At 52.2% G+C, this 14874-nt stretch carries 10 protein-coding genes; 4 read left to right on the top strand and 6 right to left on the bottom strand.

The features are described 5' to 3' along the window. Positions 1-71: 71 nt before the first annotated feature. The gene (locus GRF59_RS22725; RefSeq protein ID WP_160500000.1) at positions 72-2210 is read right to left on the bottom strand and encodes a catalase; all 2139 of its coding nucleotides are present in this window, start codon (positions 2208-2210) and stop codon (positions 72-74) included. A 184-nt stretch (positions 2211-2394) separates the two neighbouring features. Here GRF59_RS22725 and GRF59_RS22720 point away from each other — a divergent pair, with 184 nt between their 5' ends. The 3 genes from GRF59_RS22720 (at position 2395) to GRF59_RS22710 (ending at position 4299) form a co-directional block, all read left to right on the top strand. After that, a complete protein-coding gene (locus GRF59_RS22720) occupies positions 2395-2688 on the top strand; it encodes a hypothetical protein (RefSeq protein WP_237391986.1) in 294 nt (97 codons plus the stop codon). A 55-nt stretch (positions 2689-2743) separates the two neighbouring features. After that, positions 2744-3055, top strand: a complete 312-nt coding sequence (locus GRF59_RS22715; RefSeq protein WP_160499998.1) for an ArsR/SmtB family transcription factor — start codon at positions 2744-2746, stop codon at positions 3053-3055. A gap of 119 nt (positions 3056-3174) precedes the next feature. Then, complete coding sequence (locus tag GRF59_RS22710; RefSeq protein WP_160499997.1) at positions 3175-4299, top strand: NADH:flavin oxidoreductase; 1125 nt, start codon at positions 3175-3177, stop codon at positions 4297-4299. A 111-nt stretch (positions 4300-4410) separates the two neighbouring features. Here the strand turns inward: GRF59_RS22710 and GRF59_RS22705 are convergent, their stop codons facing one another. Together GRF59_RS22705 and GRF59_RS22700 are read right to left on the bottom strand one after the other, a co-directional pair. After that, the gene (locus tag GRF59_RS22705) at positions 4411-7527 is read right to left on the bottom strand and encodes an MMPL family transporter (RefSeq protein WP_160499996.1); all 3117 of its coding nucleotides are present in this window, start codon (positions 7525-7527) and stop codon (positions 4411-4413) included. 146 nt (positions 7528-7673) lie between these two features. After that, entirely contained in the window at positions 7674-8285 is a 612-nt protein-coding gene (locus GRF59_RS22700) for a TetR/AcrR family transcriptional regulator (RefSeq protein WP_160499995.1), read from the bottom strand. A 205-nt stretch (positions 8286-8490) separates the two neighbouring features. Between GRF59_RS22700 and GRF59_RS22695 the strand changes: the two genes are divergently transcribed. Then, entirely contained in the window at positions 8491-10050 is a 1560-nt protein-coding gene (locus GRF59_RS22695) for a hypothetical protein (protein WP_160499994.1), read from the top strand. 308 nt (positions 10051-10358) lie between these two features. Here the strand turns inward: GRF59_RS22695 and GRF59_RS22690 are convergent, their stop codons facing one another. The 3 genes from GRF59_RS22690 to thrC form a co-directional block, all read right to left on the bottom strand. Continuing rightward, the gene (locus GRF59_RS22690) at positions 10359-11786 is read right to left on the bottom strand and encodes an FAD-dependent oxidoreductase (protein ID WP_341480124.1); all 1428 of its coding nucleotides are present in this window, start codon (positions 11784-11786) and stop codon (positions 10359-10361) included. 246 nt (positions 11787-12032) lie between these two features. After that, entirely contained in the window at positions 12033-13241 is a 1209-nt protein-coding gene (locus GRF59_RS22685) for an MFS transporter (protein ID WP_160499992.1), read from the bottom strand. A 307-nt stretch (positions 13242-13548) separates the two neighbouring features. Further along, on the bottom strand, positions 13549-14778 hold the full coding sequence (gene thrC / locus GRF59_RS22680; protein ID WP_160500283.1) for a threonine synthase: 1230 nt from the start codon (positions 14776-14778) through the stop codon (positions 13549-13551). Positions 14779-14874: the final 96 nt, after the last annotated feature.

The following is a 14874-nucleotide window of genomic DNA, read 5'->3' as shown; positions in this document are numbered from 1 at the left end:
TCTAAAAAGAAAGCCAGCCCGGATGAAGATCGCGGACTGGCTTATGAACTCTTGATTAAGCCGTTAACGGCTTATTTGGACATGGAAACTTCTCGGTCCCAGTGGCGGTGCATGGCCATCGCGTCCACCAGCCTTTGACCGAAGTCGGCGCCACTTCCTGCATCGCTGTCGATAACGAGTCCGGTATCCGTGAAAGGCTTCTCCAGATTGCCGACCGGCTGATCCGGGCTCGTAGCGTGGATGCCAGCTGTACCGAGCAGATCAAGGGCTTCACCCGCGGCACCAATCGTCTTGCAATGATTGTAAGCTTCATTCAGGAAATTCACCGCTTCGCGGATCGTCCCGATCTGCGACACGCTTTCCTTGCCTCCGGCAACATACACGGCGTCATATAAGACAGAGTCGGCTGTCAGGAACGTTTGCTTCACCTGCAACGGATCCCCTTCGGTCCCCGTGATCATCCCGAGATGTTCGCTGATGATTTCAGCGGTGACTCCGGCTTCTTGAAGCGCCGACTGTACAGCCTTCATTTCGGCGGAATCGAAACCATCCGCCGCAAGTATGGCAATTTTGCGGGTAGCTGCGGATTTCACCGTGTTCAGCTGGCTAAGCGCCGGTGAGAGCAGGGTTACGCTTTCGCGGGTCTCCTCCGGCTGTGCCTGCGGAGCTTTAGCTCCGATGCCAAGCGCCACCTGCTGTGCAAGCTCCAGATCGACATTGCTGAGATTGTCGACCATCTGCTGCTGGATGCTTTTGGTCTGCACTTTGCCCAGTTCAAAGCGAAATGCCTTGATCATATGCTTCTGCTCGACGTCGGACATGCTGTTCCAGAACAGCTTAGCCTGGCTGTAGTGATCCTTGAAGCTGTCGCTGCGGGAGCGTACTTTGCGGCCTTCCACCTTCTCCTGGTAGTGAACGAACCCGCCTTCCTGCTCGGTCGCTTCATGCGGATCGTTGTTGTTCAGCGAGTTTTTATGATAGCTTGTCTGACCTTGGTTGATCGTCATCCGGTGCATCCCGTCGCGCTGGTTGTTATGCACGGGCGCTAACGGGCGGTTAATCGGGATTTCATGAAAGTTCGGTCCACCGAGGCGGGACAGCTGCGTATCCGTATAAGAGAACAGACGGCCCTGCAGCAGCGGGTCATTGCTGAAATCGATGCCAGGCACCACATGTCCCACGTGGAATGCGGCTTGCTCCGTTTCAGCGAAGAAATTATCGACATTGCGGTTTAGCGTCATTTTGCCAATGCGGCGTACCGGAATCAACTCCTCTGGCCACAGCTTGGTCGGATCGAGGATATCAAAATCAAAATTGAATTCCTCGTCCTCACGGATCATCTGCACGCCGAACTCGAACTCCGGATAATTCCCCATCTCGATGGCGTCCGCCAGATCGCGGCGGTTAAAGTCAGGGTCTTTACCGGCGATTTTCTGGGCTTCGTCCCACACCAGCGAATGCACACCGAGCAGCGGCTTCCAGTGGAATTTAACGAAATGCGCTTCACCTTTCTCATTTACGAAGCGGAAGGTATGAACCCCGAATCCTTCCATCATCCGATAGCTGCGCGGAATCGCGCGGTCGGACATGGCCCACATGATCATATGCGTCGATTCAGTATTATTCGCGATGAAATCCCAGTGAGTATCATGAGCAGTGGAAGCCTGCGGTATCTCGTTATGCGGTTCCGGCTTGACGGCATGAATGAAATCCGGGAACTTCATCGCATCCTGTATGAAAAAGACCGGCATATTGTTGCCTACCAGGTCGAAGTTTCCTTCTTCGGTATAGAACTTGGTCGCGAAGCCTCTCACGTCCCTTACCGTATCCGCAGAGCCCCGGGAGCCTGCTACGGTTGAGAAACGGACAAATACGGGAGTTTTCACGGATGGATCCTGCAGAAACTTGGCTTTGGTAACCTCATTCATCGGCTCATAGACCTGAAAGTAACCATGTGCGCCGAAGCCTCTGGCATGGACAATCCGCTCAGGAATCCGTTCATGGTCAAAATGGGTCATTTTTTCTCTGAACTGAAAGTCTTCCATGAGCGTCGGACCGCGGTCTCCCGCCTTCAGCGAATGCTCGTCATCGGTAATGCGCACACCCTGGTTGGTGGTCATCTTCGTTCCGGAGTCATTCACGCTAAAATCCTTCAGCTGCTCCTTCTTGCTTTCTTCATGGATGTTCATGTTTTTCCGGTCTTTGTTCATGAAGTTCATTCCCTCCTGTTCTTATGTAACGGCACGATCGTCCGAAGTTGAATACACACGATATTACCCTTCGGAATTCACCCTTAAACGGAACCGAGGCGAGAAGCAAACCTTCCTAAATTTATTAATATTCCATAATATGGTACAATGACGCGAATGATTCAGGAGTAGAAAGGAGTTGCGGATGGAAATCCTATTCTTACTGATGCTGTTGGCAGCATTCATTACCTTTATGGTTGTCGTCATGACCAAGCAAAGAAGAACGCAGAGATTCGCGGCCGGACTGTCCCAAATGATTCTTTCGATCTTCATTTTTCCAGTCCTCTCTTCGATATTCAGCAGCCTGGATGGAGCGGTTGCCTCGCTCTTTTTCTGCTTGTTCTTATTTGGAGGGAGTATTTACGTGCTGGTCATGGGATTCTTCACCACTGCCAGCCCCGATTCAGCCAAAGAAGCTGCACCGGTGAAAATTCCCTAATAAAAAGTTCGGAAAGAATATTTACATTTCTATAAAAATAGATATAATAAAGCGCATGGATATATTACAAACGATCAAAGCGATATCAAACGAGACCCGGTTCAACATTTTGGAATGGCTAAAGCATCCCGAGGAGCATTTCTGTCCCCAGGAGCACATGCCTGCGACCTGTGATTTCAAGGGCGGTATATGCGTCGGTTCGATTTCCGCGAAAACAGGCCTCGCCCAATCGGTTGTGTCCGGCTATCTGGTCAAGTTGCAGAAGGCAGGCTTGTTGGAGTCCCGGCGCTCGGGACAATGGACTTATTACAGACGTAATGAGGAGGGTATTGACCGCTTTATCGAACAACTCAAGAAAGAGCTTTAGGCTTAAAAAGCATAATTATACGCCATTTTAAGCAGAGGGCTCTTTCTTTTGATCATATATATATCTATTTTTATGGAAATATAGAAAAATAAAATTATTTAAATTGGAGGAATCCATACATGAGTAACCAAAAACAGAGCGTTCGTTCTACCGCATCACTATTCCAGCCCTACACCCTGGGTAACCTTAGCCTTTCTAGCCGAATCGTCATGGCGCCGATGACCCGCGGCTTCTCCCCGAACGGGGTACCGGGAGCCGACGTGGCTGCCTACTATCGCCGCCGCGCCGAGAACGGCGTCGGCCTGATTGTCACGGAAGGCACGGCAATTGACCATCCGGCGGCAGTTGAAAGCCCGAGCATACCGAACTTCCACGGCGAAGCAGCCTTGAACGGCTGGGCCGAAGTCGTGAAGCAGGTCCATGAAGCCGGCGGCAAAATTATGCCGCAAATCTGGCATGTCGGCATGACGCGTTCGGTAGGCTCCGAGCCGAATCCTGAGGCGCTGCCAATCGGCCCATCCGGGCTCGACCTGAACGGGAACAAAGTGACTGAGCCGATGACGGTGGATGAGATTAACCGCGTAGTTAAGGCTTATGCCGATGCGGCCGCCAATGCCAAACGGATCGGTTTCGACGGCGTGGAAATCCACGGCGCTCACGGCTATCTGATCGACCAATTCCTGTGGGAAACTACCAACCAGCGGACCGACGAATACGGCGGCGACATGATGAAGCGCGCCCGCTTTGCGATTGAAGTCGTTCAAGCCGTCCGTGCAGCGGTCGGGCCCAATTTCCCTGTAGCGCTCCGCCTTTCCCAGTGGAAAACGACCAAGTATGATGCGAAGCTGGCAGATACGCCGGAAAAACTGGAACAGCTGCTGACTGCTCTTGTAGACGCAGGCGTGGATATTTTCCACTGCTCGACACGCCGTTTCTGGGAACCTGAATTCGAAGGCTCTGACCTAAACTTTGCCGGATGGGCCAAGAAGCTGACAGGTAAGACCGTCATCACCGTCGGTTCCGTTGGCCTTGACGAGGCATTCACCGCTCTCTTCACCGAAGGCAAAGGTGCCGGGAAACAGGATATCGACGCGCTTTTGGACCGTCTGGAGAATCATGAATTCGATCTGGTAGCTGTAGGACGCGCTCTGCTCGCCGACCCTGCCTGGGCTGCAAAAGTACGCGAAGGCCGCTTTGAGGAGCTCAAGCCGTTCACGCCTGACACGCTAAAAACCCTGGTTTAATCCTGTTTGCAAGCTCCCCCCTCTAAGCAGGCAGATTGGAATTGAACCTTCATATACAAAAGGACCGGAAAGAGCCTGCAGCTCTTCCGGTCCTTTTTGCTTGTTCCAAACTTACTTGTCGTGATCCTTGCCGCTTACATGTGCGACGTGCAGGCGTTCCGTGCGCCGCTGCTGCAATTTCTCCGGCAGCACGATCAGTGCCGGAACCAGCATCGGCAGCAGAATAAAGCAGAGCACGATCAAGCCTACGATGACGGCCGAAGCCAGCTCGATCAGCAGCACCAGCCCGGAAGGGATCAGGGTAGCGAAGGTGCCGCCCAAAATGACCATCGCGGAAATGATGACTCCGCCCACGCTCTTCGCCGCTTTCACGATCGCGTCGCCCGGTGCCATGTCCCCATTCTCGCGGTAACGCTCCATCAGGAAGATACTGTAGTCGACGCCTACCGCTACAATGATGATGAACGAGAAGAATGGCACGAAGGAGGATACGCCGTCTGCTCCAATGATGTAGGTCGTGACCAGATTCGATGCGCTCATCGCTACATAATAGGAAGCAACGAGCGACAACACGATAAAGACCGCCGGCCAGAACGAACGGATGACGAACAGCAGAACGACGAACACGCTCACAATGACGATGATGGCGGTACTGTTGAACGATTTCAACTGCTCCTTGTTCATGTCATAGGTCGTTGAGCTTGGTCCTGCCGCGCCGTACTCGGCATTGTCCAGCACGGTTCCCTTCAGGCTGCTGGATACCGTGTCGTTAACCTTTTCAATGGTCTTCAGCGCTGCCGGCGAATACGGATCATCCTTTAGGATCACGAGCAGTTTCGTAATCTTCCGGTCCTTGGACATGAAATTGTCCTCAGACTGCTTGAAATCCCCGCTATCCAAAGCCTCGCGTGGAATGAAGAAGGTTTTCGAACCGTTCAGCTGCGTGAGGAAATCTCCGGTTTTGCCCAGCCCTTCGGAGATATCGCCGAGACCGCTGCCGCTCTTGTCGATGCCTTCCTTCAGCTGCGACATGCCGCCTGTCAAGCTGGACAAGCCGCCGATCAGCTGCTTCTGTCCGCTTTGCACCTCACCGAGCGCCGCATTCAGCTTCTTCATGTTCGCCTCGATTTCACGGCTGCCGCTTCCGCCCTGCTGCAGGCCCTTCTGCAGATCAGCCGCTCCTTTTTGCAGGGCCGACAGTCCGGCAGACATCTTCTTTTGCGCTGCCGCGATCTGTCCAAGACCGCCGGAAGTCTCGCTCAGGGAAGCATTCAGCTTCGCATAGTTCGCGTCCAGCTCCTGCAGCCCCCCGCTCAGCTGTGCCATGCTCCCCGCAAGTCCTTCTCCGGTCGCCTTCAGCTTCACGTAATCCGGATCGCTTGCCAGCTCGCTATGGTTGGCTCCAAGACCGGCGATCAAGCCGTTCATGCCGACGAGGCCCTGCTGAATTTGCGGAATTTGCCCGCTGATCTGTTTATAGCCCGCGGCCAAAGAAGTATACCCTTTGGAGATTTGCGACAGGCCATCGCTGATTTTGCCGGTGTTGGCACTCACGGTATCCATCCCGCTCGCAAGGCCCGCGATGCCTTTGCTCAGCTCGCCGGCTCCGTCAGCACCCTGATTAATGCCGGAGGCTACCTGGCCGAGCGCCTTGGTAATCTGGTCGTATCCGTCCTTCACCTGTCCGGTACCGGTAACGAGCTGATTCGCGCTGGACGTATCCGGCGTGCTCAGCTTGTCGCCAATCTGGTCCAGACCGCTCTTGATCTGGTCCACACCTTTTTGGGAAGCCGAGATGCCTTCCGTGACCGTTTCGGTCTGATTACTGATGTAGAACTGATCGATCGGCTCGGACTGCGGCTGCGTCACGCTTGCAACCGACTTGACGCCATCGACTGCCTTCAGCTTCTCCGTCAGCTTGTCGATGACACCCAAGGTCTCATTGTTGTCCATAGCCTTGTCATCCTCAATGACGACGGTGGTCGGCAACGCTTGCCCGCGGCTAAAATGCTCCGCCACGATGCTGAAGCCCTTGGTGGACGGATAGTCGTCGCCAAGCTCCTTCAGCTGGTCGAAGGACAGCTTTTGTCCACTTGTCAGCAGCGCCGGGATCATCAGAACCACGATAATCACCGTGACGATAATCGGATGCTTGACGGAGATTCCCGTCAATTTCGCCCAGAATGTGCTTTCCTTGTGGCCCGCCACTTTTTTCGATGGCCAGAACAGCTTCGGTCCGAGCACCTTCAGGAAGAATGGCGTCAGCGTCAGCATTTGCAGCACGAGCACCACCGTGCCGATCGCTACGACATTCGCCGATTTATAAATGCCGAAGCTTGAGAAGCTGAGTCCGGCAAACGCGATGAACACCGTTGCGATACTGTATATGATCGTTTTGCCCGCGGTCTTGTAGGAAATGATGATCGCTTCGTCTACCGAGCGCCCGTGGGACAATTCCTCTTTAAACCGGTTGAACAGCAAAATGTTGTAATCCGTACCGATGCCGAACAGAATCAGCACCAGCAGCATTTGCGTGACGCTCGTCACCGGAAAATTCAGCTTGTCGATAATCTGTGCGGCGATCCCCATGGAGCATAGATAGGAAATGCCCACCGCCAGCAAGGAAACAAACGGAATGATAACGGAGCGGAACATCACGACCAGAACGACCAGAATAAAGATGACGGTGAGTGCGGCGCTCTTCTCCACGCCGGTTACCGATGCCTTGAGATAATCGTTCTGGATAAAGTCCTCGCCGCTCAAATAATAAGGAACCTTGACGTCCCCCAGCGCCGCTTTGAACTGCTTGTCGATGTCATCCACGTTGCGGCCCATTTTATCGAGATTAAAGCTGACCATCAGCGTAGTGTTATCCTCGGATACAAGAGAGGATTTGGCGGCAGGCGTCGTGAACGGGTCGATCAGCTGGCTGAAGCCAAGCTCCGATTTTTGCCGGACCATGTTCTCGATCCCGGACCCGATATTGTTCATGTCCTCATCCGTCAGCTTACCTTCCTTGTGAAAGACGATGATGTCGCTCGTTCCGCTGGTGCCGGTCATCTTGTTCAGCAACTTACCGGCTACCTTCGACGGACTGTCCTCTGTCAGCGGGTCCTGGCCCCGCTCATGCAAAATGGCGTTCACGTCCGGCTGAAATACAGTCAACAGCACGGTTGCCACAAGCCACAGCGCCAGGATCGCCCAGCGCCATTTGATGATTTGCCGCATGCTTTTGATTTTCCTCCTCTAATTCCAATTCGGTTAGTAAACAGGCGTTCATTATTCAGCCAAAAAAAGAAAGCTTCCGCTTCTAATCATAAATAATGAGGCAGCGCTGAATTTATTCATCCTAAAAAGGGCGGAAGGCGCCCCATTTAATGGGTGCACCTGTACTGCATGCCCAGATGATACAGGAAGACGAACTCGTTCACGAGCCTTTTCACGGTCTCCCCGTCCTCGTGCTCCCGCAGGATCAGGCACACGCCCTCCACGATGGTTCCGGCGAGCATTCTGGCACTTTGGCGATCGGCCACCGTCAGCTCCGCCGCGTTCTGGGGACCGGCCGTAAAGGCATCCTCCAAAATGGTTACGATCAGGCTGACCATGCGCTCCTTCACCTGGCCGTATTTCGAGCCGCTGCTGCGGTTCATCAAAATGGTCAGCTCCGCGCTGTATTCCAAAAACAACCCGACGATCGTTTCCTCAACCATATTCAAATACTTCAGCCCGTTGTCTTCACCCGCATAGCTGCGTCCCAATTCTTTTTTCAGATCGAGGATGTAGTGGATGATCTTTTCGTAAATCGGCCCGACCAGCGCTTCGAACAGTTCTTCCTTGTTCTTGAAGTAGCGATAGATATTCCCGGTCGTAATCCCTGCCGCCGCTGAAATACGGCGCATGGAAGCGCCGGCGTAGTCATGGGATTTAAACTCGTTCAGGGCAGCCCGCAGAATGCTTTGGCGGACGTCTTCTTTTAGGATCTGCATAAATAAACACCTGTTTACTATTATTTTATAACCTGATTATAAATCCTGGGCATTCCATTGGCAAATCGAGTTTGGCATCTGCCCGATTCCCGGATCTTTTTTCTATCAAAACAAGCTTTATTGGTTCGTTTTTCGCAGGTTCGGGAAAGCGCTTTATGCTACAATGAATGTAAGGATTTAGCAATCAGGAATGGGGGCCATATTTATGGATAAACCAGCAGTATCCTTGTTTTTTGGCGCCGGAGCCGAGGTAGGCTACGGACTTCCTTCTGGAGGCCGATTCGCGCTTGACCTGTTCCGTATTCCTGTAGATCAAGATAAAGGCGATTTCAAAGAACAGCTGAAGTCGCTGGACAATACGTCCGCTTACGCTACCAAATGGCTCCCGGATGATTACTTGAAGAAACGCATTCATGTCTTCGGCAAAAGCGACTATGAGGGCATTATCGCCTCCAGTCTGGAATACCGTAAAGACGACATTTTATCTTATCTCGAACAGCTTGATCAGCACGTACTCCGCCTGCTCCGTTCTTGGGATGTCAGCGAGGAGCATATCCGTGATCTCTTCCGAAGCGAAACCGGCCACGAGCTGGGACAGATTCTCTACGGACAAGCCGTCAAGCTCAACAGCCGCCTAGCGGAGAGCGTGGGGCTATTTAATTCCGCCTTCTTCTCCGCCTGGCTGAAACTGCTGGAGCTTCATCCCGATCAGACCCGGCTGCAGCATTGCGTCCGCGCTATCCTTGAGCTTCTGGTCGGCTCCTGCGGTCAGCGGCTGGTCGCCAAGCTGAATGAGGAGGTATTCGAATCCGCACCCGATAAACTGTCCGTATTCGATGACCTCTCCGGCATTTTTAGCCTCAATTACCACAGTGTCGGGCAGACAGGCATGGACATTGTACTCGGGGAAACCTTAGAGCCCGTGACTGAGGACGATTCGCCGACAGAGATTATGACAGCGCTGTGCCATACGGTTCTGGAGGATATCTATTCACGTACCCTCGACTACCAGGCGCTGGTCGACAGCCACTTCCGCTATCTGTACAATCCCAAGGCACATTGGGCCCGCTTTACGAGAATCGCTATCTTCCTGCGCACCGTAAGACGGTATATTAGCAAATCGGATGACCTGCTTATGGAGAGGCTGGCCACAGGACCGGGATATTACCATGATCTGTCCGGGCTATCCGGACTTGCTGAGATTACTTCCGTCGGCACGACCAATTACAACGGCTTCGCCCGGGATCTCGTGCATCAGCAGCTCCCGTCCATCCCCGTCTACTATCTGAACGGCTGCGTGGAAGAATACTATGATCCCTACTGCAACCTGATTCTGGAGCAGCCTACGGAAGCAGAACTGACAGCATATCCGCGGATGCTCGTCCCGCTGATCTTCACCCAGAGCGGAATTAAGCCGCTGACCTCGATTACGATGTCACGTCGTTACGTTGAGCTGTATGACCAATTCGCCCGGTCGGACATCATTGCGATTATCGGCTACGGCTTCAACGGCGATGACGGCCATATCAACGGACTTTTCCGTTCTCTGGCGGAGTCGGGCAAGCGGCTGTCCATTTTTCATTACGGGAATGAAAGCTTGTCCGTTCTGAAAAGCGAATACCAAACGAAGCTGCGCCTGTCCTCGACGGATCAGCTCGATATTTTCACGGTGGACGGCAGCAGGCATGTGAATGGGGCCCCGTGGTGGAAGGCGCTCCTTGAGAAGCATATTTATATGCAGCCTGCCGTCATCCCCCGGACTTAACATTGGGAATTATAAAGTGCCGATCTCGGCGAGTCGCAATCGCTCATGATAGAAGAAGGGTTAACCCCGGCGGTTGCCGGACTCAACCCTCAACATGTCGCAGAGAAACCGCGGGTTCAGTAGCGGGGTACAAAAAGAGGCTATTCGAGGGTGATGAGCTTTCCTTGAGCGTTCGCTTCCTTTTAGATTAGCAAGAATCAAACTTTAAAAAAACGAACTAAAGTTAGGTATCGTGCACAACTTTTTTATTTCAGCAGTAGGGGCCGGGGTACATTCGAAGGCAAAGCCGGCTCCTTCACCAATCTCCATCAGGGAAGCTCCACGTCAATCTTGTACTCTGTTTTCAAAAGGAGATGGATTCGTTCAAAATCCTCTGGCGTTAACTCCTTCAGTTGTTTTTTCTTCGACTCCAGCCCCAGAATAATACCGATCGTTTGCGCAGCCAAAGCATTGTTCGCCATGATTCTCGCTGAACCGTAAGCTCTGATATCGGCCCCGATATTTTTTCCCGCCACGATCACATTGTCATAGTTTTTCAGCAGGAAGGAACGAAGAGGTATACCGTAAGGTTCAGGCACTCCGAGATGAATTCCGTGCGGAATGTGTACCGTACCCTGCAAATCGACCGGATAAGCGCCGATGCTGACGTTGTCCCAGAATATTTTACCGTTCATGACATCCTCGTAAGTCAGCACGTATTCGGTCTCATAACGATTGAAATCGCGGATATAGAGATAACGGGGATAACCATTCAGCTCCGCATTTTCAAACCCCGGCAGTCGAGCGCGTAAGTACTCCAGAATTCGGGGTGCCTCGGCTCTCCCCTTCCGCAGCGCCTCTCTGACGGATTTGCCGCGTGATGGGTCTACATTGTATAGGATCAGGCCATTAACGATAACCCTTCCGTTTCCCTGGTTGACCATATTCAGGCCCCGCAGCCGCATGAGCCTTCCTGCAGGCTCATATTTGGCCATGACGTTGCTGAATCCCACCCCGAAATTCCAATCCACATAGGTATGAGGACCATACCATCTTTCGACATTGGATAATGAATCACTGCCCATAATATCCTGGTGGAGTCTTTTCCAATTAACGTTCTTAAACTTCAGCATATAAGTCGCGCCCATGTAATCCGGTTTATTGCTGTTCTCCACCGTTTCCATGCCGGGAATGCGTTTCTTGTGCCTAAGCCTGCCGGTCAACGCATTGAAATCGGTGTTTTCTATCCAGTAATCGGCCTCCACCTTATATGTTTTCTGATCACGATCCGTATAGGTCAATGACTTCAGGATGCGGTTTCCGCCTGCTGCAACCGTCTCCTCTACATGCCTGATGGTAATGCCGCTTTTCAGAGACATGCCTTGAATCAGCTTGTTATAGTACTTCCTGAACTCATTCCTATCACGGATGGTGCCTTGATTATATTGTTCAAAAAGATTCTTCATTTCGCCTTGGACGATGCTTTTCCGTTCTTTATTCAACGGTTCGTCGAGAAAAAGCATCTCTCCTTGAATCAATTCTCCTCCCGGTTTGCTACGGGGATCGAGTATCAGCACGCGCAAACCCAGATGGCGGGCTTCTCTTGCCAGCAATATTCCCTGCAGTTCGCTTCCGATCACAACGACATCATAACGTCCGTAGCCTTCCGCTCCAGAGACCGGCATACTGGCTGTCGCTATACATGCGATGATCATAACCATCCATACGCGCTGCCCTATCTTGTTTGACCATAACACAGACGAACATCAGCTCATTTCCTGTTTAGTAGGATAAATCCATCAAGTATTTATTACTTTACCTTTTCGGCCATCAAATCATCCCTAATCCCCTTCCATTTTTGCCAATTCCCTTTAAGAGGAGATTGAACCTACGCTACAGTAACCCTACAAAAGGGGACTCAACGAAAAAGGAGCCGTTCTGCTCAGAACGGCTCCTTTCACTTCATATCAATCATCGGTATTTATCATGCCCTTATCGTGAAACTAAGTGCGTCTTCGTATGATCCTTGCAAAAACGGCCAACACAGGAAGCATGAGTACACCTGCGGACAGAAGGGATGCCCGTATGGAATAACGGCTGCCGATCCACCCGACCACCGGGCCGCCCGCGGTCTGCCCCAACGCGTCCGATTGGCTGACCATGGACAGTACCGTCGCCCTTGTTTTACTTTCGAGGTTCATATTCAACCATGTTCCATAGATCGGCTCGCTGATCGACACTGATGCCGAAGCCATCAGCACGGACGCGATAGCCCAGGCAAAATTCGGTGCCACAGCCAGCGAAAGGACTGCTGCAATGCGCATTCCCGTAAGCGCGAACATCGCTATGGATACCTTCCTCTGGTTACTCATATCGATCCATTTCTCGGCCAGCCGAACGCCTCCAAGCCCGAGCAGCGTCGCTGCTGCCGCAACGATGCCGAACCATGCTGCCAAGGATACAGGCAGATCGGGAAGGCCCATGCCGCTGATAAGAAAAGGCTGCCATAGTCGGTCATAACCTTCCGACGCAGCACCTGTGAACACGGTAACGGCAATGATGACTCCTAGCAGTGGATGTCTGCGGACCACCTTAGCCCCACTCAACCACGTGCCGGTCATTCGCTTGAAATGCGAAGTCTGCGGAGCATGCTCCTGAGGCACAAACTTGGTTTCTTTCATGATGACCAAGAGCAGCATGCCCAGCAGTGCATATAATACTCCTCCTGTCAGGTATGGCAGATTAGGGGCGATCATCGAAAATCCCACGCTGCAGCCAATACCCAAGAGCGAAGCGATGAGCGACATCCGCTGCGACCGCATCAGAATTCCACCTGCCTGCTCCTCGCCGATCTCGTCGACGACCCATGCGGTATTCGCCCCGCTGACGAAAGTCCAGCCGATCCCGAACAGGATTTGCGAGACCACAACCCAAGCGAATACGGAAATCAACGAACCCGCCTCGGAAAGCCAAAGCGCGCTCCCCTCCACTGCGAATCCAAAACCGAGAATAAACATGCCGATAATGACCGAAATCCTCCGGCTGTACGTATCGGCTACCACGCCGGTAATGCCTTCGAAGACCAATACTGTCAGTTCAAGCACCGTTCCCATCAACACCAGCTCAAATGGATTCAGGTGGAGCGATGTCACGTGATAAATCCCGCTGGTGGTGAACATGATGCTGTTGGCCAAAGCCATGATAAAACTCATGATAATATACACTTGTGACGCATGTTGAATACGCAAAATAGTTCCGCCCTTCTCGGCAGGCGGCGCGTCACGCTAAAAGTCCGTGAACAATCTCATTCATTCAAAATTCATGCCACTACTTCGATTACGGACGCATCACACTGCCTGTCATTTGATTGGACAACGTTCTCACTAAGCACTGCTTCGTCTGCGTTTTTAACACAATAAAAAACCTCCCAGCTCAGGACTCATTTGAATCCTGCATGAATTTATTCGATTATAGTTGATTGCTTTCAGGAATCACAACAACTATTTATTATGATTTGCTCTATAAGTCACGCAGGCTCTCGATCGTCAAATCGGAATACACCATGTCATCCGTCGTTTCGGCCAAAATATCCGTATCCTTCAGCAAATTCCCCGTCAGAATGCACAGTGCGCGCTCGTCCTTATCGATAATACGATCGTCCATTAGCTTCCTTAATCCCGCCAAAGTTGCAGCCGACGCTGGCTCACAGCCAATACCACTTTGGTCGATCATTTTTTTGGATACCATGATCTCCTCATCATTAACGCTGCAGGTGATTCCTTGGCATTGCCGCAAAACACGGCGAGCTATTTTCCAGCTTGGCGGGTTTCCGATATTAAGTGCCGAGGCTTTGGTGGCCGGATTAGGCTGTGGAATCAGTTCATCCTGGCCATCCGCCATCATGCGGTGAAAGGGGCTGGCTCCTTCTGCCTGAATCAGGGCAATCCGCGGAAGCTTCGTGATCATGCCGAGGTTTTTCAGATCCTCGAGTCCCTTCCCAAGTGCGGATACGTTACTTAGTGCCCCTCCGGGTATGACAATCCAGTCCGGCAGTTCCCAATTCAAATACTGTGCAATTTCATATATAATGCTCTTCTGTCCTTCAATCCGAAAAGGGTTCACCGAATTGCATACATAAAGTCCAAGCTCTTCTCCATGCTGTTCGAGAAACCGGATGCCATCGTCATAGGTTCCGTCAAAACGGATCACTTTTGCGCCGTAAGCAAGCGTCTGGAGCACCTTATTCACCGATACGCTGCGGCTTGGTACGAATACCTGCGAAGAGCAGCCTCCCCAAGCGGCATACATGGCAAGCGATGATGACGTATTGCCCGTCGATGTGCAGGCAAAGTGCTTGTAGCCCAGAAAACGTCCATGAGAAACAGCTGCCGTCATCCCGTTGTCCTTGAAGGAACCACTCGGGTTCTCGCTCTGGGCCTTGAAATACAAGGCTCTGATTCCAAGCTGGCTGCGAATCGGCTCCGAGGTATAGAGTCCGGTGTTGCCTTCATATTTAGTCACAATATGTTCTTCGGGCACCCCAGGTAAGATCAGCTCTTTATAACGCCATACGCCGCTGGCATAAACCGACATTCGCTCCGCCAACCTCTCTTGGAATACCGTCTTCAGCCTTTCTCCGTCCAGCATCTTAAGATCCTGAATTACCTCCAGTCTTCCACCGCAGGAACACGCCGTATGGGATTCCCGCCATGAAAGCTCGGCACTGCAGTCCACGCACACCAGCTTCATTGATCTTCTTCCTCTCATCCTTGGCTCGGAGCGATTCGTTTTGCTCGTTGTCATTTGCCCCGGTTAGAATTAGAATAAGCAGGAACATTTTATAAA

The organism is Paenibacillus dendrobii, assembly GCF_009807035.1.
In the GTDB taxonomy this organism is placed as follows: domain Bacteria; phylum Bacillota; class Bacilli; order Paenibacillales; family Paenibacillaceae; genus Paenibacillus_AQ; species Paenibacillus_AQ dendrobii.
This window is presented reverse-complemented; position numbering and strand designations above follow the sequence as displayed.

Excerpts from the sequence above, each read along its gene's own strand:
- GRF59_RS22725 (WP_160500000.1), bottom strand. The coding sequence starts at position 2,210 with ATGAACAAAGACCGGAAAAACATGAACATCCATGAAGAAAGCAAGAAG.
- GRF59_RS22710 (WP_160499997.1), top strand. The coding sequence starts at position 3,175 with ATGAGTAACCAAAAACAGAGCGTTCGTTCTACCGCATCACTATTCCAG.
- GRF59_RS22715 (WP_160499998.1), top strand. The coding sequence starts at position 2,744 with ATGGATATATTACAAACGATCAAAGCGATATCAAACGAGACCCGGTTC.
- GRF59_RS22695 (WP_160499994.1), top strand. The coding sequence starts at position 8,491 with ATGGATAAACCAGCAGTATCCTTGTTTTTTGGCGCCGGAGCCGAGGTA.
- GRF59_RS22705 (WP_160499996.1), bottom strand. The coding sequence starts at position 7,527 with ATGCGGCAAATCATCAAATGGCGCTGGGCGATCCTGGCGCTGTGGCTT.
- GRF59_RS22720 (WP_237391986.1), top strand. The coding sequence starts at position 2,395 with ATGGAAATCCTATTCTTACTGATGCTGTTGGCAGCATTCATTACCTTT.
- thrC (WP_160500283.1), bottom strand. The coding sequence starts at position 14,778 with ATGAAGCTGGTGTGCGTGGACTGCAGTGCCGAGCTTTCATGGCGGGAA.
- GRF59_RS22700 (WP_160499995.1), bottom strand. The coding sequence starts at position 8,285 with ATGCAGATCCTAAAAGAAGACGTCCGCCAAAGCATTCTGCGGGCTGCC.
- GRF59_RS22685 (WP_160499992.1), bottom strand. The coding sequence starts at position 13,241 with ATGAGTTTTATCATGGCTTTGGCCAACAGCATCATGTTCACCACCAGC.